Here is a 17,934-nt window from a genome sequence, read left to right as displayed (position 1 = left end):
TTAGAAGGCCAGAAGCCTTTCGATGCCGACAACGCCCACGACATCATGACGGGAATCCATTACGGCGCAATAGGACTGGCGCTTTTGCTGCAGCGTGAAAAAAGCCTTTTCATTCGAAGTGCTCTCCGGAATAAAGATCGGCGAGCGCAGAAACGGACGCAGCCCCTTCTCGTCGTCGTCTTCGAAAAGCAGGTCGAAGACGTAGACCATGCCGACCACGATGGAAGGATCTTCTTCGTAAATCAGGATCATGCGCGCGCCGATTTCCCGCGCCAGCTTCTTCGCGTCCTTGACCTTGCCCTGGATCTCCAGCTTCGGGGCTTCCGAGATCGGCAGCATCACGTCTTTGACTTTGACTTTCTCGAAATCCAGGATCGTATCGATGATTTTCTTTTCGTGGGCGCTCACCACTCCCGACTTTGTGATTTCCTCGATGAGCGAACGGAATTCCTTTTCATTGACGAAGATGCTTTTGGTCTCCGTCGGCCCCAGCGGAGCGAGCAGCGAATCCACCCATTTCAAGATGAGCTTGGTGAAAATCTTGAAAATCCTGCGGATGAACTTCAAAAGGCCGGCATAAAACAGCAGGAAGCGCTGGCCGTGCAGGCGGCCGTAATCCTTGGGCAGGACTTCCCCGCCCAGCAGGAAGACCGGCGTCATGATCAGGGTGACGACCCATTCATTCTTAATGCCGAGCCCCGTGCTCAAGAAATAAGTCAGGATGGAGGTGGCCGCAATGTTCACAATGCTGTTGCCGATGAGAAGCGTCGTCAGAAAGTGCTGCGGCTTATCATAGAGGTCCATGACTTTTTTTGCGGCCGCGTTCTTCTCGTCCGCCATCTGACGGATTTTCATTTTGTCGGCAGACAGAAAGGCCAGCTCGGACGCCGAAAAGAAGGCGTAAAGCAGAAGGCAGAGCAAAAACCAGAAAAACAGCCCGGTCATTTCATCCTCCTGACGATGACGGTCAGGATCCGCTGCCGGACCATCTTCTGGATGCGCATTTCGAATTCCGGAAGCTTCAGAGCGCTGCCCGGCTTCGGGACTTCTCCCAGCCTCTCCAGGATAAACCCGCCCAGCGTTGTCGCGTCTTCGGATTCGAGGCTGCTTTTAAAAAATTCGTTGAAGTCCGTCAGGGAAATCTTGGCGTTGACGACGAACTCGAAAGGATTCAGCTGCTGGATGGGATTTTCGACCTTGGAATATTCGTCGTGGTATTCCCCAAAAATCTCCTCCAGCACGTCTTCGAGCGTCACGAGGCCGGCCGTCCCGCCGTGTTCGTCCACGCAGATGGCAAAGTGCTGTTTCTTCTGTTTGAACTCCTCCAGAAGCTCGTCGATCCATTTGGTTTCCGGGATGAAGAGCGGCTGCTTGAGGATCTGCATGAGGTCGCGCATGTCGTTCAGGAGATATTCCTGCACCGCGGCATACCCCAGGATGTGGTCCACCGATCCCTTGTAGACGGGGAAATACGTGTAATGATACTTTCGCATCATCTCTTCATGCTTTTCCTGCGGGTCCTCGATGTCCAAGCCGACCATGTCCACGCGCGGCGTCATGATCTCGCGCACCGGACGCTCCCCCAGCTCGAACAGCTTCTGAATCATCATGCGTTCCTGCCTGTCCAGGACGCCTTCCTCTTCGCCGATTTTGACCAGCGCCTGGAACTCCTGTTCGGACACTTCGTCATTTTTTTCCGCGGGAGGGGCGTCGATGAAACTGTGGAAACGCTTGATCACCCTTTGCGTCAGGAGATAAACGGGATAAAAAAACACGCTGAAAAAACGGAGCGGAATCACGGAATAGGCCGCCACCGCTTCGTTCTTCCGGACCGCCAGGACTTTGGGGATGATCTCGCAGAAGACGATCATCACGATCGTATAAACGCCCATGACCCAGCCCAGCGCGCGGGGCATTCTTTCCATCACGAGGAGCGTCACGATGGCGGCCGCCGCGGTATTGGCCAGGAGCGTTCCCACGACCATAGTCGTCAAGGTGCGGCCCGCATGATTCAGATGGTCGTTGACCATCGGATAGAGATGCGGGTATTTTTTCTGGACGCGCCGCTTTTCGATCTTGGAAAGGGAAAAAATCGCGGTCTCGGAAGCCGAAAAAAAGCCTGACAGCGTGAAGAGCACCAGGAGGATGAAAAAATGCAGCAAGAAGTTCATGCGCGGCCCGCGTAGAGTTTCTTTTCCTGGATGTAATCCAGGACGGCCGCCGGAAGCATTCCCGGCGCAAGATGGCTGCGCCGCAATTCTTCGCGCACGCGCGAGGAAGACGCGGGATTTTCCTGCATGGAGATCCAGCACACCCCTTCGTCGCCGCAGCCCCGCACGTCGCTCCCAGGCCTTTTGGCCACGAGCAGCCCCGCAATTTTCCTGATCTTGTCCGCGTCCCGCCAGGTATCGAGCGTTTCCAGCGTGTCCGCGCCCAGGATCAAATAGAGGCCGGCGCCGGGATAGCGTTTTTCCAGATCCTGAAGGGTATCGATCGTATAAGAAACGCCGGGACGGTCGAGCTCGAGGCGGGACATTTCAAAATCAGGATTGCCTCGGATCGCGAGTTCCACCATCCGCGCCCGGTGGGATTCCGGCGCGAGATCGGTACGTTCAGCTTTATGGGGAGGCAGACGGGTCGGAATGAACAGGATTTTATCCAGGGCAAACTGCTGCCGGGCAGCGCGGGCCAGGGCCAAGTGACCTTCGTGAATGGGATCGAATGTCCCGCCTAAAACTCCTAATTTCATTTTTTTTCGCAATATCAGGACCGGATTTGCCCGTTGCCCTCGACGACATACTTATAAGAGGTGAGCCCCTCCAGTCCCATAGGGCCCCGGGCATGAATTTTGTCCGTGGAGATTCCAATTTCCGCGCCGAATCCGTATTCGAAACCGTCCGCGAACCGCGTGGAGGCGTTCACCATGACCGACGAGGAATCGACGTGATCGACGAAATAGCGCGCGGCCTTCTTGCTGCGCGTCACGATGGCGTCCGTGTGCGCGGAGCCATGCTCCTGGATGTGCCTGACGGCCGAGGCCGCATCCGGCACGACTTTCACAGCCAGGATCTTGTCCAGAAATTCGTAGCCGTAATCTTCGGCCTTGGCCTGCTTCGCCCAAGGCACGTATTTGAGCGTCTCACGGTCGCCGCGTATTTCGCAGCCTTCCGCGCCGAAAGCCTCGCTGAGCATGGAAAGAAAACGCGGCGCCACCTTTTTGTGGACGAGCAGCGTCTCCATGGCGTTGCACACGCCCGGACGCTGCAATTTCGCGTTGCGCGCGATGGTCAAAGCTTTTTTGAGATCCGCCTGCGCGTCGACATACACGTGGCAAATGCCCTGATAGTGTTTGATGACCGGAATCCGCGAGTTTTCGACCACCTTGCGGATGAGGGACTGGCCGCCGCGCGGAATGACAAGTTGGATGTCCTGCTGGCGCCGCAGCAGAAAGTCCACGGCCTCGCGGTCTGTCGTTCCGATCATATTCACGATGTTCGGCGATGCCTTGAAGCGCGCAAGCGACTTCGAAAAAATCGACGCCAGGGCCTGATTGGAATGAAAAGCCTCTTTGCCCCCCCGCAGCAGGGCGGCATTGCCGCTTTTCAGGCACAGCGCGGCGCACTCGACCGTGACGTTCGGGCGCGACTCGAAAATAATCAGAATGACGCCGATGGGAACCGTGACTTTGGTGATCTTCAGCCCGTTCGGCCTTTTCCAGCGGGCCTGCACGCGGCCTACCGGGTCCTCGAGCCGGGCTACGGCGCGCACGCCTTCCGCCATCTGCTTGATCCTGTCCGGCGTGAGACGCAGGCGGTCGATCATGGCCGAGCTCAGACCGTCTTTTTCCGCGTTCTGAAGGTCTTTCAGATTCTCGCGCAAAAGCGTCTGTGTCTCTTTGACCATGCGGCCGGCGGCATCTTCCAGGATCTTATTCTTGAGCGTGTTCTTCAAGCCCGCAGCTTCGCGCGCGGCGATTTTGGCCGCGGCAAGGACGCCCGTCAGTTCTTTCTCCCAGGAATGCGTTTTCATTTTTTCACCCGTTTTCATCTCCGCCGTCGCCATGATCAATCCCACAGCACCATGTCGTTGCGGTGCACGATCTCGTCTTGATACTTATAGCCCAAAACCGCTTCGATTTCACCGCTCTTTTTTCCGATCAAGCGGCCCAGTTCGTCGCTGGAGTAACGCACGACTCCCCGGCCGAAGACTTTGGCGTCCGGAGTCTCGAGTTCCACGACCGCGCCGCGGCCGAAGTCGCCGCGAACTTTCACCAGCCCCCGGGGCAGCAGGCTGACCTTGCGCTGGCGCAGCGCTTCGTGCGCGCCCGCGTCAACCACGAGTGTTCCCTGTCGCGGCGCGGAAAAAGAAAGCCACATCTCACGAGCATTGCGCCGGTCTTTGGCCGGCATGAAAAGCGTGCCGACATCATCGCCGTCAAGCGCGCGGGAGAGGACGGCTTTTTCGTGGCCGTTCACGATGAGCAGCGGAATGCCGAGCTCCATGGCCGTTGACGCGGCCTTGAGTTTCGCGGCCATGCCGCCCACGGTCTTTTCTTTTTTTGTATCTTTCAGGTGCTTGACCAGCTCATTCTGGATTTCTCCGCGCGAATTCACGCGCCGGACGCGCGAACCGTCTTTCAGGTAAAAGCCGTCCACGTCCGAGAGGATGATCAAAAGGTCGGCCCGCACCAGGTGCGCGACGTGCACCGACAGCTTGTCGTTATCGCCGAAGGCGATCTCATCGGTCGCGATCGTATCGTTCTCGTTGACGATGGGAAGCACTTTCATCTTCAGCAGCTCCTCCACCGTATCGCTTGCCCTGAGGAAGCGTTCCCGGATCTCGAGGCCGTCGCGCGTCAAAAGGATCTGGGCGGTATGGATGCCGCGCTTCGAGAAAAAAAGCTCGTAGGCATGCATCAATTTGCCCTGGCCGATGGCGGCGCAGGCCTGGAGCTTGGCCATTTCCTTGGGCCGCTTCTTGAAGGACGCGATCTCCATGCCGAGGCCGATGGCGCCGGAACTGACGAGCACCACTTCCTTGCCCTCTTCGATGAGCGAAACGATCTCGTTTCCCAGCCGGGCCATGTTCTCCGGCGCGAAAGAACCGTCCTTGCCGGTGAGAATGCTGGTTCCCGCCTTGATGACAATGCGCCTGCTTTTTTTGATGCGTTCTGACATATCGCTCACGCGGAGCAAAACGTTTCTTTGAGAAATTCGGAAAGAGGCCCGAGGTTTTTACCTTCGGCCGCGGAAATCTGAAAAACCTGGACGCGGGGTTTGAAACGCTCGCCCTTCACTTTCGCCTGCGCTTCCTTCAAATCCATCTTGTTGATGACGATCGCGTGCGGAATATCGAGGAGCTTCTCGTTGAAAGCGCCGACGATTTCACGGAGCAGCTCGTAACCTTCTTTCACCGAAGAAGCGAACTCCGAAAGCGGATCCAGCACGTACAAAATGAATTTGGCCGCTTCCAGCTGCGCCAGAAAATCGGTTCCACAGCCGCGGCCTTCCTGTGATCCGCGGTAAATGGACGGCAGCTCGCAAAGCGTGACCTTTTCATAATCGGAGACTTCATAAACGCCGATTTCCGGGGACTGCGTGCAAAAAGGATAAGGCTCGCTTTTCAGGTGCGTGTTGGTCAGCCGGTTCATGAGCGCGGACTTGCCGGAATTCGGAAGCCCCACGAGAAAAACATCCGCGGGAATGCGGAACGTGAGCTCGACTTCGAGAATGCCGCCGGGTTCTCCGGAAGTGGCTTCTTTTCCGCCAAAATTGCCGGAGCCGCCTTTGCCGCCTTCCACGGCGATGACTTCATCGCCGTTGTTCTTGAGCTCGCGGATGAGGAAACTGCGGCTGCGGTCGTAGACGCTTGTGCCGACGGGAACGAGGATGCGCGTGTCTTTGCCATTGGCGCCGCTTTTTTTGCTGGCCCCGCCGTGGCCGCCTGTCTCCGCAAGGATGTGCTGGCGGAAGCGGAAATTCATGAGTGAAGGCGCGTTGTTGTCGGCGCGGAAAATGATGCGCCCGCCGCGGCCGCCGTCCCCGCCGTCAGGCACACGCTTTCTGTCGGTGCGGCCCATGTAGCTCTCGCATCCGTGGCCGCCGCCGCCTGACTGCACCGTAAGATGGACATTATTGAGAAACATAAATTGCCGCCGGAAAAGAAGAAAGGCTAAAAAACGATTGGGTCGTTTTTTAGCCTTTCAGAGTGAAGGTGAAATTATTGTGCAAGCGGGAGAACGTTGACGGTCTTATTCTTCTTGAACTCCACGATCCCATCGCGCTTTGCAAAAAGCGTAAAGTCGTTGCCGCGGCCGACGAAAAGCCCGGGATGGAAACGGTTGCCGCGCTGGCGGACGATGATGCTTCCCGCGCGGATCTTCTGACCGCCATAGACTTTGACGCCGAGGCGTTTGGAGTTTGAATCTCTTCCGTTATTCGTACTGCCTTGTGCTTTTGTATGTGCCATGACGACCTCTTCTGAAAAAAATTAGCTGACGATTTCTTTGACCAGCAGATTGGAAAACTTCTGGCGGTGTCCCTTTTTGTTGCGGGACGCCTTTCTGCGCCGGTATTCGAGAGAAACGACTTTCGGGCCCTTGACCACGCCCAGGTCTTCGCAAATGACTTTGGCGCCCTTCAACAGCGGCTGCCCCACGCGGATGCCGGATCCGTCTTTCACCAGAAGGACATGATCCAATTCGACGCGCGCGTCTTTGCCTTGGGGCGCAATTTTTTCAACCTGGATGACCAGATTGGGCTCGACGAGGTATTGCTTGGCGCCGGTCTGGACGATTGCATAATTTGACATTGTTCGTTCCTGCTTTCGGATTGCGTAAGAAATAGGTAATCAAAGGGTTACGTGTAAAAGGAATGAAGATTATAGGGGATGGGCTCCCCGCGTGTCAATGTCTTTATGGGTTCTTAAGCTGCAACAGGTCCTGGACTTAGGAGAAACTTTTCAGCCGGCGATGGCTCAATACCGGAAACCCCGCGCGCAGGCGGTCCTGCTCCGCAAAGTCGAATTCGGCGGCGATGACGGCTTCGCCGGATACAGGCGCCCGCACCTCCACATCTCCCCAGGGCGAAACCATCATGGTGGAGCCGAAGCTCCGGATGCCCGTCGCGGGATTCGTCCCCGACTGTGCTGGAGCCGCGATAAAAATCTGGTTTTCGACGGCGCGCGCGCGGAGAAGAACCTCCCAGTGGGCCCGGCCCGTCGCATGCGTGAAATTGGAAGGCACGAACACGAGACGGCAGCCCCGCGCGGACAGAATCCGGTAAAGTTCCGGAAATCTCAAGTCATAACAAATACTGAGCCCCATCTTGATTCCACGATAACGGAACATCGCAGGCTTGTTCCCGCGGGCCGTATGGCGGGACTCCTTCACGCTGACCTTTTTTTTCAAGGCGATATCGAACAAATGGATCTTCCGGTATGCCGCCAGGATCTTGCCCTGCTCCGAAACAAACAAGGAAGTATTGTAATATTTCCCGCGGACCGGGCTTTTTTCCACGACGCTGCCGAGAAGGAAGGCCGTCTTCGTGCTGCGGGCCAATTCTTTGAAAATCTCAACGGCTTCAGGCGTCGCGCGCGCTGCTTCCTCGAGTCCCGAGGAATCGCCGCGCCACAAAAAGTTTTCCGGATAAGCGATAATCTGGGGCGATTGCTCGAGCGCGCGTCCGGCGAGCCGCAGAGAGCGGGCCAGATTCTGATCGAAGCGGGGTCCCGCGCTGTTCTGTATGCATGCAACCCGCAGCTTCATTCCTCTGTCCGCCAGTCGTTGAGCGACCAGTCAAACGGCAGGTATTTGATTTTGTAGTTCCGCCCTTCGAGGTACTGGACTTTCTCAGGGCTGTCCGAGTAGTAGGCCAGAAATGCCAGCACGGCATTTTCCTCGATGCTGAACTTTTCCTGGATCTCGGGGTTGCCGAAATCCAGACGGAAGTTGCCGGCGTACCATTTAAAAATGCGCGAGAGCTTGATCTCTTTTTTCCCGGGCACCACGATGTTCAGCGAGGAGTCGTTTACGAAATTGCGCGCCGCGAGGTAGAGCTGGCCTTCCACGCGCGGGCCCGTAAAGGCCTCTCGCTGGAGGCGCGGGCAGCTCTTGGCGCCGCAAGAAAGCGCGGCCTCGATTTTTTCGTCGCGGAAAGTCTGGATCAAATAAGTATCGCGAAGCTGGTTGATGCTCAGCCGGAATTTTCCAAGGTGGACAACGGGAATGTCCCAGACACCCGGGATGTCCTGCAGGGACTTGATGGGATAATGTTCGATCACGTGCTTCATGATGGCCGCGTGATAAAGGTTGAGGATGAGTGCGAGCTTTTCTTCTCTCGGCCAAAACTCGGTAAATTCCTTCGAATTGAGGGCTGCGACGCTGTTGAGGTACGTGTTCAGCAGCGTGGGATCGGCCTTGATGCCTTCATAATTGACGCTGCCCTCGGGAGAGACGAATTTTTTGAGCAGCTCGTCCCAGGCAGAATGGTCAAAAGGCTTGGTCAGGCGGTCGGCGGAAGCCGCGGGTGAAATCAAAATCAAAAGGCCGATGAGGAAGGGAAAAGCCCTCAAAAAACAGGAGGCTCTCCCGGTGCTAAAACCGGATGCCATGACGGCGCAGAAAATCCAGATCGCTTTTCGTCAGGTCCGGCGTCAGGTCTTCGGCGTTCCTGTCGTCGTCCATGAGAAAATTCTCGTAAATTTCCTCCAGCTCGTCCATTTCTTCCGGCGACATGGAGATCAGCGGGAAGATGTAAAAATTAACATTGAATTCGGTGGTGTCGGCCGCCTCTTTGAAATCTTTGCTTTTTTCCAGGAACGGGGAATTGTTCAGGATCTTCTTGAGCATCTGGATGAACTTCTTCATGTCTTGGTTAAAATCCGACTCGTGACTCATTTACTGCCTCCTAAAAAATGAGTTACCTGTGCCTGAACAAAGACGGCCCCGTCAATGGGAGGGGGGTAGATACTCCTCTATTCGAGGAAGGGTGAAACCATAATAAATAATTTCCCCTCCTTTGGCAAGGAGGACGGCGACGGGAAGGCCCGCAACGCCATAGCGTCCCGCGACTTCCCCGGCTTCGTCCATCAAAATATCGTAATTCATATCATGTTCGCGCGCGAACTCCAAAAGGGCTTCGTGCGACTGCCCCACGTTAACCGCGGCAATCTTCAAAGTGCCCGGTTCATAACGCTTTTGAATTTCGTTGAGCTGCGGGATTTCTTCCACGCAAGGCGGGCACCACGTCGCCCAGAAGACGAGCAGGACGGGTGTTTGGCCGGCGGTTGCGGAAAGGGAAAACTTCCTGCCGGGCTCCTGAAAAAACGGCAGCGCGAAATCCGGCGCCGCCTGCCCCTTGAAACGGCCGCCCGGCTTTTGCGGAGAAGGCCCGCATCCCGGAAGCGCGAACGCGATCAGGACGAGAAGCAGCCAGCCTTTTTTCATGCGTGGTGATGGTCGATGTATTCCTGCGCGGCCAAGGCGGCTTCGCACCCTTCCCCGCACGCGGCCACGAGCTGCTTCACGGCGCCCGCGCGGATTTCGCCCGCCGCGAACACGCCGTCCACCGACGTCTTGACCGAACCGTTCGGCGTTTTGATGTAATTCTTGTCGTCCAGCTCGACGAAGCCTTTCAGGAACCCCGTGTTGGGATCGTGGCCGATGAAAATGAAGACGCCGTCGGTCTTGAATTCATAGCTCGAATTTTTCTTCAGGTCTTTCAGCGTAACGGAACCGACCTTGCCCTGGCCGGAAATTTTTTCCACGACCGTGTCCCAGATAAATTTGATCTTAGGATCGTTTTGCGCGCGCTGCTGGAGAATGGGGCTGGCCCGCAGCTTGTCACGGCGGTGGATGATAGTAACGGTCGTCGCGAAACGCGTGAGGAAAAGCCCTTCCTGAAGCGCGGAATCGCCGCCGCCGACCACGATGATCTCTTTGTTTTTGAAAAAAGCGCCGTCGCAGGTGGCGCAGTAAGAAACGCCTTTGCCGGTCAGCTCTTTCTCCCCCGGGACGCCCAGCATGCGGAAAGATGCTCCGGCCGCGAGAATGAGCGCCTGGGCGGTATAGGTTTCCTCCGCCGTCTTCACCAGAAACTTGCCATTGCTCTTTTCGAGCGATGTGACTTCCCGGTACTCGACTTCGGTGCCGTAACGCTTGGCCTGTTCTTCCATGCGCTGAGAAATTTCCGGGCCGAGAATGCCTTCGGGAAAGCCGGGATAATTTTCCACCAGGTCGGTCAGCGCGATCTGCCCCCCCGGCGTCAGCTTTTCGACAAGAAGCGTGGACAATTTGGCGCGGGACGTATAAAGCGCGGCCGTGAGGCCGGAGCCGCCGCCGCCGATGATGATGACTTGGAATTCTTTCATGCTCTATCTCCTCATGAAGTCGAAAAGTGCAGGGCCTGAATCCGAAGAAAGGGAGGTATTATATTTCGGTAACGCCCGCCTGTCCAATGACATCGTCATTGACGAAAATCGGGGCGCCGGTGCGGATGGCGATGGCCACGCTGTCGGACGGCCGCGCGTCGATGATGACGGGGCCGTCGCCGTTGCGGTTCAGATGCAGCTTGGCGTAAAACGTGTTGTTCTCGAGGCGGTCAATGACGACCTTTTCGAGCTTCGTGCCGAGTTTTTCGAAGATCTGGACGAAAAGGTCATGCGTGAGCGGCCGGGGCGGCTTGACGCCGCTCAGCTTCAGCTTGATGGCGTTGACTTCGGCCATGCCGATCACGACCGGAAGATAGCGCTCCCCCTCTTTCTCGCGGAAGATGATAACCTGCTCGTTCCGGTTCTCGTCGATCTTGATTTTGCTGAGGGCGAGCTCAATCATGAGACGGCGTTTCCTTGCCGGGCGCGGCCTTGCTTTTCTTGGCGTGTTCGAGCATGTGGCGCTGGGCCTGCTTGGACTCGACGATTTCTTTTTCGAGCGATTCCTGCTGCGTCAGGATCTGCCGCATGGTTTCTTCTCTCTGCCGGATCTCGGTCTCGATGCGGCCCTGCTGCTCGACAAGCCTTTTGAGTTGCTCTTCTTTCTGGCCGAGCTGCGCGACAAGCTGCGTCCGCTTCTGCAGAAGCTCGCGCTGCTCGTTCTGATCATGGACGTTTTGGAGCTGTCGTTTCAGAAAATCGATTTCGCGGTCTTTGGCTTCGGCGAGCTTGGCCTTCTCCAAAGCATCCTTGTGAAAATCTTGAAGCGCCTGCTGCTTGGCCTGGTTCAGCTCCTCGAGCTCACGCACCCGCAGCTGCAGCGACTTGGCCTCCTGGAGAAAGCGCACCTGCTCTTCCTGCGCGGCCTTGATCCGTTTGAGCTCTTCTTCGAAACCGCGGGCAACGGCCTGGAGCGAGAGGAAGGACCTGTCCCGCTCGTCGATGCGCGCGAGGAACATCTCTTTTTCGCGGCTCGAGGCGTCCAGGGCCTGTTCTTTTTCTTTTAAAGCGTGGGCGTTCTGCTGAAACAGGCGTTCCAGGCCCGTCTTCGTTTCCCGGAGAGCCGCGATTTCTTTGTCCTGGCCGGAAAGGCGGACTTCCAGCTCCGCGATTTTCTGCGTCTTCAGCTCGATTTGCGCCGCCGCTTCCTTCAGCGAGACTTCGAGATTTTTCAGGGCGTCTTCATACTTGAGCGCTTTCAGCTGGTCCTTGTCGCGCTGCGCCAGCATCTCCTGATACTTGACCTGGATTTCTTCGTATTGGCCGCGGTTCTCATCCTCCGCAAGCCTGTAATTTTCGACCGTATGCGCCAGTGTATTTTTGTTTTCTTCGAGCTGCTGCAGCCGCTTTTCCATTTCGAGCGCGCGGTCTTTCCAGAGTCCGAGATCTTTCTGCGCGTCTTCAAGCTTCAGCTCGAGAAGGTCCGCCTGCTCGCGCGCGGCCTGCCGCATCTTTTCTTTTTCCCCAAGCGCCGACTCGAGCTGCTTGCGCAGGGAGTCGAGGTTCTTGACCCCGCCTTCCAGCTCTTCCAGGGCCGAGCCCTGGCGGTTGGTCTGCGCTTTCAGGTTCTCGAGCTGCTTGGCTTTGTCCTGCACTTCGTGATCCAGGCGCTTGTTGGCCTCGACAAGCTGGCTGTTATCGCGGCGGAGGGATTCGTTGGCCGCGCGCTCCTGCGTGAGGGCTTCCGAAGCGCCGCCCTGGGTCTGGGCCGACTTGGCCGCTTCCAGATTTCTTTCCAGCGCTCGGTTCTTTTCGATTTGCACCCGGAGATGCTGTTCCAGGTCCTTCACCTTGCCGTCGTCGCCGCGCTGGCGAATGACGGAAGCGATCTTTTCTTCGAAGAAAAGCCGGGCCTGGCGGTATTCTTCTTTCAAGGCGTCGTATTTCTCATCCGCGCCAGCAAGCGAAGCCATGAGCTCACGGACGCGTTTGTCTTTTTCATGGGCGGGCGAGTCTTTGGAGTGTCCGTCTGTCCCGGGATTTTTTTGGATTTTTTCCAGCGCCGTCTGCAGCTTTTCGACTTCCGCGCGGCGGCTCATGCATTCCTGGCGCCAGCGATCCAGCTCTTCGATGAGCTGCTTGTGCGCTTTTTCGTGAAGTCCCATGCGCGGGGCCTCGGGCTCGTGGCGCGGAACCGGCGGCGGCTCGGTCTGCAGGGAACGGATTTCCTGAAGGGCCTCCTCCGCTGGCAGGGCCTCCTCTTTCTCGCCGGCTTTTTCCTCCTGCTGGAGCTTGTGGAGAAAGGAAAGATTGGGTGGATCGGGCCACACGGTCCGGTAGCATTTGCGTTTGTAAAAAATATCGTTGGTGAGGATGATCTCGGCGCCGGCGCCGCGGAAATATTCTTTGACCTTGGCGGCCAGGCTGCGGGTCAGATTGTCGAGCAGGATGATCGGGGTGTTGGAAACAAGGTCGCTGGCTTCTTCGGGAGAAAGGGAAAAGACTTCGGAGATGGTGCGGGCCACTCTTTTTTTATCGATCTCATTTCGGAGGGGGCTGAGAACAATGCACCAGTTTTGCTCTTCCCCTTGTTTCTTTTTATTTCCAAGCAGCATGGAACGTCCAAAGATAACGCCTGAGGCGGAGTCAAAAACTTATCGCAATAATCAGATCAGAAGCTGATGCGGCTGGAAATTTCGTAAACGACCGGCATTTCCCATTTCTCGCCCATCAGAACTTTCGTAATGCCGATCAGCGATAAAATTCCAAAAACCACGAAAGCAACCGTCGAAACAAGATCACCCAACACGGGAACCACTCTCAAAATGCTGGCCGCGATTTCCAGGATGAAGAGAACCAGGGCCTGCTTTCCGTGAAATTGGGCAAATTCGTTGTTCTTTTTGAGGACAAGCGGTACAAAGCAAAGGATGCTCAGATAACCGACGGCCGCGAAAAATTTAGCGTCCTGAATTTCCTGGTCTTTCGGCGTACTCTTACTGTCAAGATCGGCCATGAGGTCTCCTCAAAATCTGCTTAAAGGGGCTATTATATGTTTCGCCCCTGCCCCGTCAAGCGGCATCGTCCCCTTGCTGGTCTCAAGCAGACGGAAGCCTCTGTCCCTGGTGGAAAACGGCTTCTGCGACCGGCTTGCCGCCGATCAAATGCTCCTGAATGATGCGTTCCATCAATTCGGGCGTTAAATGTGCGTACCAAACGTCGTCGGGATAAACCACCGCAAGCGGGCCGGCCTCGCAGATGCCGAAGCAGTGGCACTGGCTTCGCTGGATTCTCTCCCCGCCCTCATGCAGTCCCAGCTCTTTGAGCCGTTCCTTGAGCTTTTTGTACAGCTCGGGACTCTTTTCGGGAGCGCAGCGCGGTCCTGTGCAAACCAAAATGTGTTTTTTATAAGGACGAAACGGCGGCTTCTCGTGTTTCGTTTCAGACATGGAGAAATTTTATCACGCTTTGAGAAAAAACCAACGATTGTTTGCCCGCGGCGGAGATTTTTTCAGCGCGGTGGAAGGTAATGAAAATCCAGATCCAGGCGATCCGCTTTGAGCTGCTGCAGGGCCGCCGGCAGGACGTCTTTTAAAAATTTCTGGGGAAGCCCGCGGGAAGCGGCGACAAACAATTCGCCGCATCCTGTTTCCTGCACGAAATCCTTCAGAGATTTTTCGAGCGCGGAAGCCTCCAAGGTGTACGGCAAACATTTTAAATCTTTTTCTTTGAAGCCGTGCCTGGCGATTGCGCTTCGGAAGTCTTGATTACTAGCCGCTGACTTTTTTTGACAAAAAATGAGGCAGGCTTTACGCATTGACGGAAGGCGGCGCCGAAGTCTGGCAGACCGGCGGGATCGTCCTGTCGCGCGGGAGGATGAAAGTCCCGAGTTCCGTGACTCCGACCAGGATCCGGCGCAGCATGAACACAAAGCCTTTGCCTGTCCCGGTAAACGCACTGCCGCCCTGTTTGCTTTCCGCGATGGCGGTGCAGGGAATGTCCGCGGGGCTGGTCACGACGTTGACGACGCCGCGCACGAGCTGGTGTCCCATGAGGTAAAAATAGTCCCCCACCGTGCCGTCGGCCAAAGCCACGGGAATGAAGGTGAGAAAAAGGATCAGGCTGAGCGCTTGGACTTTGCGGCGGATCATGGAGCCTCCTTATTAATAGGTTGGGCGAACGAACGGACTACATTAGCACAGGGCCCGGGAATTTGTAAACTCGTCAAAACCGGCTGCCGAACTTCACGCACAGCAGCGTCCGGTCGTCATGGGCCGGCGTGCTTTCCCGGAAAATTTCCATCTGCTGGAAAAGCCCCGAGACCAGCGCGTCCGCGCTGTCGTCACGCGCGTGCTCTTCCAGATATTTTTTCACGCGCTCGATCCCGAAAACCTGGCGCTTGAAATTGCGCAGCTCGGTCACTCCGTCGCTGAGGAGAAGGAGCGTGTCCCCCTGCTCGTAGGGAAAGCGCGCGCTCTTGTACGGCGCATCGGTAAAAAGGCCGACTGGAGGCCCCTGCGCGATTTTGATGATCTCGGCCTTGCGCGTGGAGGCTTTGTAATAAATCATGGGCTCGTGCCCGGCCGAACAAAGGGCGATTTGTTTTTCCCGCGGTTCCACCACGCTGTAATTGAGCGTGAGGAACATGCCGCCCGTGTAACTCTGCGTGACCAGCCGCTGGTTGAGCGCCGTCAGGACTTCGGCGGGGGTTCTCTGGGGATTGTTCTCACGCCGCAGTTCGCTGATGCCCCTTACCATATAAATGGCCGCGGGCACGCCTTTGCCCGAAACATCCCCCACGGAAATCCCGAGCCGTCCTTCTCCGAGGTCCATCCAGTCGTAAAAATCACCTCCCACGTCTTTGGCGAAACGGCATTCGAAGGAGACCTGGAAATCCTTGCTCTCGGGTTTGACCTGCGGCAGGAACGTCGCCTGCACGCGCGCGGCCATGGAAAGTTCACGCGAAAGCAGCTCTCCCTGGAAGCGCATGTCGAGCTGTCCCATGAAAAGAAGCGTGACGTACGTTACGGCCATGGCCGTCAGCGGCGAAAAGAGCGGGAAAATCCATCCCTGGAAAGAAAAAAGGGCAAGGTTCAGGATCACAAAAAAAACGGCCGCGCCCATCCCGAGAAGAAGCGCGTTGCGGGGGCCGGCCCGGTCCACGGCGGCAAAGACCAGGAAGCAAAGCAGGACCTGGATCCCAAGATGCAGCCAGGGGCTTACTTCCCTCAAATAATCTTTGGCGAGGAGCGTGTGAAGCGCCGAGGCCTGGATCAAAAGGTGCGGCATGTCCACCGCGCCCGCGGTGAGCTTGAAATTCGCGATCTCATCGGCGACGGGCCCCACGAGCACGATGCGGTTCCGGCAAAATTTATGGAAAGCCTCAAGGTCCGCGGGACCGGCGTCCAAAAGTTTTTTCAACGAAAAATGGAGGAACGAACCTTCGCGGCCGGGGAAACTGATCCAGAATTCGCCGCCGCCGTGGCGCGGGATTTCCTTCAAGCGGCGCAAGGCCTCCTCTTCGTCGCGGAAATCCGACAGCAGCGTTTGGACCGAGGCCGCATAAAGAGTCTTCCCGCCGGAGAAGAGGCTGATCTGGATGCGGCGCACATGGCCGTCCGGATCCACGGGCAGATTATCGTAACCGTACGCGCGCGAGGATTCCCGCAGCAGTTTGGGCAGTGTTACCTCTTCGGAAATGCGGTCGGGATCGCGGTAAAACGGCAGGATGACGTTGGCGTATTTTTCCATGGTCCTTGCCAGTTCCGGCTCGCCTTCGTGGTCTTCTCCGGCGCGGGGCAAATCAAAATAAACGAGGCGGGGCGAGCCCTCCTCGAGGATTTCGAGGACTTTGGCCTGGATGCGGTCGGACCAGGGCCAGGGCCCCAGCGCTTCCAGTGCCGCGGAATCGATTTCGACCAGCACGACGTCGTGATGGGCCGGGCGCTTGCCGCGCAGCAGAAGCCGCAGGTCCAGCGCTTCGAGCTCATGAAAATTCAGAACGCGGAAATAGTGGAGGAGGAAAAGCCCCGCCCCGATGAGGAGCGCGGCAAAGAAATTTCTGCGGACGGCGGCCGTAGGGTTAAAGAACATAGTCCCGCAAAGGTCAGCCTTTGCGGACGAGGCGCCACGGATGGTACTTCAGATCCTGCGTCATGTCCCGGATGTTGGCGGAAATTTCCTGCGCATTGGCGATCGTCTTGGCGATTTCTTCCTGGTGGCCCGAGAGCATCCCGTTCATGTCTTTCAGCATGGGATTGAGTTCGCGGGTGAGCTCTTCCATCAGGTCCGCCAACATGTTCATTTTGCGGATCATGACGTGCATGGGAATGGGGTCAAGGCCCGGGATCGCTTCCCCTCCGGTAAGTTCGGGCTGGCCGGCGGTACCGGGCGACAATTCCAGAAATTTTTCGCCCATCAGCCCAAGGGTATCGATGAAGCCCTGCGTATCCTTGCGGAGGATGATCTTGTCGGAAATCTTCGCAGTCAGGACCACCGGCCGCACGTCGCCGGACAGGATTTCGATGTCCGTGACCTTGCCGACCTCTTTGCCCGCGAAATAAACCGGCGCATTGAGCTCGAGACCGCTGATGTAGCCAAAGCGGACCTTCCATTCGCGGGTTTTCCCCGTCATCGTCCCGCCGACCACGAACGTCAGCGCCAGGAAAAGGACGAGCGACAAGGTGATCAAGATGCCCGATTTGACTTCCGCTGCCGAATATTTCATGCCTTCCTCCCGTTGGACCCGGTTTCCTCAGGTCTCGAGCAACCCTTTGAGATAAGCGTCGCTGGTCTGTTTGAAGGGAATCGCGCCTTCCGGCTCCCCATTGATGAATTGCTGGACATACGAATTTTTCGAATTCTTGATCTCGTCCGCGGTCCCCACCTGCAGCACGCGGCCTTTGTGCAGCACGATGATCTGGTCCGCGATGCGAAACGCGCTTTTCATCTCATGCGTCACGACGACGGACGTGATCTTAAGCTTCTGGCTGAGATCCAGGATCAGCTGATCGATCATGCTGGCCGTGATCGGATCAAGGCCCGCGCCGGGTTCGTCGTAAAAAACGATCTTCGGATCGAGCGCGATCGCACGCGCCAGCCCCACTCTTTTTTTCATGCCTCCGGAAATTTCGTACGGCATGAAGCTCTCAAATCCCGTGAGCCCGACCAGTTCGAGCTTTACCTTCACGATGATACGGATGATTTCTTCCGAAAGCTCCGTGTGCTCACGCAGCGGCAGGGCCACGTTCTCGCCCACGCTCATGGAATTAAAAAGCGCGGCGCTCTGGAACAGCATGCCGAATTTGCGGCGGACTTCGTTCATCCGGTCTTCGCTCGCGCCGACGATGTCGGAGCCGTCGATGACAATGCTGCCCTTATCCGGCGACAGGAGACCTACCAGATGCCGAAGCAGCGTGCTCTTGCCGCCGCCCGAGCCGCCCATAATCACCGTGATTTTTCCTTCGGGAATGTCCAGGCTCATGCCGTTAAGCACCGTGCGGTCGCCGAAGGTCTTTGTCAAATCCCGGACTTCAATGATGTTGGACGTTTGAGTTTTTTTCGCGGTCA

General features: G+C 56.9%; 22 protein-coding genes. All 22 read right to left on the bottom strand.

What is annotated here, in order from left to right:
• A complete protein-coding gene (locus VL688_05455) occupies positions 1–945 on the bottom strand; it encodes a CNNM domain-containing protein (protein ID HTL47492.1) in 945 nt (314 codons plus the stop codon).
• Positions 942–2,171: a hemolysin family protein gene (locus VL688_05450; GenBank protein ID HTL47491.1), complete on the bottom strand. Its 1,230-nt coding sequence runs from the start codon at positions 2,169–2,171 to the stop codon at positions 942–944. The genes VL688_05455 and VL688_05450 overlap by 4 nt, the downstream gene beginning before the upstream one ends.
• A complete protein-coding gene (gene nadD, locus VL688_05445) occupies positions 2,168–2,749 on the bottom strand; it encodes a nicotinate-nucleotide adenylyltransferase (GenBank protein HTL47490.1) in 582 nt (193 codons plus the stop codon). The genes VL688_05450 and nadD overlap by 4 nt, the downstream gene beginning before the upstream one ends.
• 14 nt (positions 2,750–2,763) lie before the next feature.
• Positions 2,764–4,029: a glutamate-5-semialdehyde dehydrogenase gene (locus VL688_05440; protein ID HTL47489.1), complete on the bottom strand. Its 1,266-nt coding sequence runs from the start codon at positions 4,027–4,029 to the stop codon at positions 2,764–2,766.
• Positions 4,030–4,064: 35 nt separating this feature from the next.
• On the bottom strand, positions 4,065–5,177 hold the full coding sequence (gene proB / locus VL688_05435) for a glutamate 5-kinase (protein ID HTL47488.1): 1,113 nt from the start codon (positions 5,175–5,177) through the stop codon (positions 4,065–4,067).
• Positions 5,178–5,182: 5 nt separating this feature from the next.
• A complete protein-coding gene (locus VL688_05430; protein HTL47487.1) occupies positions 5,183–6,145 on the bottom strand; it encodes a GTPase in 963 nt (320 codons plus the stop codon).
• Between the two features lie 74 nt (positions 6,146–6,219).
• Entirely contained in the window at positions 6,220–6,468 is a 249-nt protein-coding gene (gene rpmA, locus VL688_05425; GenBank protein HTL47486.1) for a 50S ribosomal protein L27, read from the bottom strand.
• 21 nt (positions 6,469–6,489) lie between these two features.
• A complete protein-coding gene (gene rplU, locus VL688_05420; protein ID HTL47485.1) occupies positions 6,490–6,810 on the bottom strand; it encodes a 50S ribosomal protein L21 in 321 nt (106 codons plus the stop codon).
• A gap of 136 nt (positions 6,811–6,946) precedes the next feature.
• Positions 6,947–7,765: a carbon-nitrogen hydrolase family protein gene (locus VL688_05415; protein ID HTL47484.1), complete on the bottom strand. Its 819-nt coding sequence runs from the start codon at positions 7,763–7,765 to the stop codon at positions 6,947–6,949.
• Positions 7,762–8,571 carry a DUF547 domain-containing protein gene (locus VL688_05410; protein HTL47483.1) on the bottom strand — a complete coding sequence of 270 codons (810 nt, stop codon included), beginning with the start codon at positions 8,569–8,571 and terminating at the stop codon, positions 7,762–7,764. The genes VL688_05415 and VL688_05410 overlap by 4 nt, the downstream gene beginning before the upstream one ends.
• A gap of 22 nt (positions 8,572–8,593) precedes the next feature.
• The gene (locus VL688_05405; protein HTL47482.1) at positions 8,594–8,896 is read right to left on the bottom strand and encodes a hypothetical protein; all 303 of its coding nucleotides are present in this window, start codon (positions 8,894–8,896) and stop codon (positions 8,594–8,596) included.
• A gap of 51 nt (positions 8,897–8,947) precedes the next feature.
• Positions 8,948–9,445, bottom strand: a complete 498-nt coding sequence (locus VL688_05400; GenBank protein ID HTL47481.1) for a TlpA disulfide reductase family protein — start codon at positions 9,443–9,445, stop codon at positions 8,948–8,950.
• Positions 9,442–10,368 (bottom strand): thioredoxin-disulfide reductase, encoded by a 927-nt coding sequence (gene trxB, locus VL688_05395; protein HTL47480.1) that lies wholly within the window; start codon positions 10,366–10,368, stop codon positions 9,442–9,444. The genes VL688_05400 and trxB overlap by 4 nt, the downstream gene beginning before the upstream one ends.
• A gap of 58 nt (positions 10,369–10,426) precedes the next feature.
• Positions 10,427–10,831, bottom strand: a complete 405-nt coding sequence (locus tag VL688_05390) for a bifunctional nuclease family protein (protein ID HTL47479.1) — start codon at positions 10,829–10,831, stop codon at positions 10,427–10,429.
• Positions 10,824–12,893 carry a hypothetical protein gene (locus tag VL688_05385; protein HTL47478.1) on the bottom strand — a complete coding sequence of 690 codons (2,070 nt, stop codon included), beginning with the start codon at positions 12,891–12,893 and terminating at the stop codon, positions 10,824–10,826. The genes VL688_05390 and VL688_05385 overlap by 8 nt, the downstream gene beginning before the upstream one ends.
• A 146-nt stretch (positions 12,894–13,039) precedes the next feature.
• The gene (locus VL688_05380) at positions 13,040–13,381 is read right to left on the bottom strand and encodes a hypothetical protein (protein HTL47477.1); all 342 of its coding nucleotides are present in this window, start codon (positions 13,379–13,381) and stop codon (positions 13,040–13,042) included.
• Between the two features lie 82 nt (positions 13,382–13,463).
• Positions 13,464–13,814, bottom strand: coding sequence for a (2Fe-2S) ferredoxin domain-containing protein (locus VL688_05375; protein ID HTL47476.1), 351 nt, complete (start codon positions 13,812–13,814; stop codon positions 13,464–13,466).
• A gap of 62 nt (positions 13,815–13,876) precedes the next feature.
• Positions 13,877–14,074 carry a hypothetical protein gene (locus VL688_05370; protein HTL47475.1) on the bottom strand — a complete coding sequence of 66 codons (198 nt, stop codon included), beginning with the start codon at positions 14,072–14,074 and terminating at the stop codon, positions 13,877–13,879.
• 100 nt (positions 14,075–14,174) lie between these two features.
• Entirely contained in the window at positions 14,175–14,516 is a 342-nt protein-coding gene (locus tag VL688_05365) for a hypothetical protein (protein HTL47474.1), read from the bottom strand.
• Positions 14,517–14,589: 73 nt separating this feature from the next.
• On the bottom strand, positions 14,590–16,458 hold the full coding sequence (locus VL688_05360; GenBank protein ID HTL47473.1) for a SpoIIE family protein phosphatase: 1,869 nt from the start codon (positions 16,456–16,458) through the stop codon (positions 14,590–14,592).
• A 13-nt stretch (positions 16,459–16,471) separates the two neighbouring features.
• Positions 16,472–17,092 (bottom strand): MlaD family protein, encoded by a 621-nt coding sequence (locus tag VL688_05355; protein HTL47472.1) that lies wholly within the window; start codon positions 17,090–17,092, stop codon positions 16,472–16,474.
• A 27-nt stretch (positions 17,093–17,119) separates the two neighbouring features.
• Entirely contained in the window at positions 17,120–17,905 is a 786-nt protein-coding gene (locus VL688_05350; protein ID HTL47471.1) for an ABC transporter ATP-binding protein, read from the bottom strand.
• Positions 17,906–17,934: the final 29 nt, after the last annotated feature.

Source organism: Verrucomicrobiia bacterium (assembly GCA_035495615.1).
In the GTDB taxonomy this organism is placed as follows: domain Bacteria; phylum Omnitrophota; class Omnitrophia; order Omnitrophales; family Aquincolibacteriaceae; genus DATJFP01.
This window is presented reverse-complemented; position numbering and strand designations above follow the sequence as displayed.

What these genes read in the sequence shown, in the direction of transcription:
- VL688_05365 (HTL47474.1), bottom strand. Translation starts at nt 14,516, where the DNA reads ATGATCCGCCGCAAAGTCCAAGCGCTCAGCCTGATCCTTTTTCTCACC.
- VL688_05430 (HTL47487.1), bottom strand. Translation starts at nt 6,145, where the DNA reads ATGTTTCTCAATAATGTCCATCTTACGGTGCAGTCAGGCGGCGGCGGC.
- proB (HTL47488.1), bottom strand. Translation starts at nt 5,177, where the DNA reads ATGTCAGAACGCATCAAAAAAAGCAGGCGCATTGTCATCAAGGCGGGA.
- VL688_05415 (HTL47484.1), bottom strand. Translation starts at nt 7,765, where the DNA reads ATGAAGCTGCGGGTTGCATGCATACAGAACAGCGCGGGACCCCGCTTC.
- VL688_05400 (HTL47481.1), bottom strand. Translation starts at nt 9,445, where the DNA reads ATGAAAAAAGGCTGGCTGCTTCTCGTCCTGATCGCGTTCGCGCTTCCG.
- rpmA (HTL47486.1), bottom strand. Translation starts at nt 6,468, where the DNA reads ATGGCACATACAAAAGCACAAGGCAGTACGAATAACGGAAGAGATTCA.
- VL688_05360 (HTL47473.1), bottom strand. Translation starts at nt 16,458, where the DNA reads ATGTTCTTTAACCCTACGGCCGCCGTCCGCAGAAATTTCTTTGCCGCG.
- VL688_05390 (HTL47479.1), bottom strand. Translation starts at nt 10,831, where the DNA reads ATGATTGAGCTCGCCCTCAGCAAAATCAAGATCGACGAGAACCGGAAC.
- VL688_05380 (HTL47477.1), bottom strand. Translation starts at nt 13,381, where the DNA reads ATGGCCGATCTTGACAGTAAGAGTACGCCGAAAGACCAGGAAATTCAG.
- VL688_05440 (HTL47489.1), bottom strand. Translation starts at nt 4,029, where the DNA reads ATGAAAACGCATTCCTGGGAGAAAGAACTGACGGGCGTCCTTGCCGCG.
- VL688_05355 (HTL47472.1), bottom strand. Translation starts at nt 17,092, where the DNA reads ATGAAATATTCGGCAGCGGAAGTCAAATCGGGCATCTTGATCACCTTG.
- VL688_05450 (HTL47491.1), bottom strand. Translation starts at nt 2,171, where the DNA reads ATGAACTTCTTGCTGCATTTTTTCATCCTCCTGGTGCTCTTCACGCTG.
- trxB (HTL47480.1), bottom strand. Translation starts at nt 10,368, where the DNA reads ATGAAAGAATTCCAAGTCATCATCATCGGCGGCGGCGGCTCCGGCCTC.
- VL688_05375 (HTL47476.1), bottom strand. Translation starts at nt 13,814, where the DNA reads ATGTCTGAAACGAAACACGAGAAGCCGCCGTTTCGTCCTTATAAAAAA.
- VL688_05455 (HTL47492.1), bottom strand. Translation starts at nt 945, where the DNA reads ATGACCGGGCTGTTTTTCTGGTTTTTGCTCTGCCTTCTGCTTTACGCC.
- rplU (HTL47485.1), bottom strand. Translation starts at nt 6,810, where the DNA reads ATGTCAAATTATGCAATCGTCCAGACCGGCGCCAAGCAATACCTCGTC.
- nadD (HTL47490.1), bottom strand. Translation starts at nt 2,749, where the DNA reads ATGAAATTAGGAGTTTTAGGCGGGACATTCGATCCCATTCACGAAGGT.
- VL688_05405 (HTL47482.1), bottom strand. Translation starts at nt 8,896, where the DNA reads ATGAGTCACGAGTCGGATTTTAACCAAGACATGAAGAAGTTCATCCAG.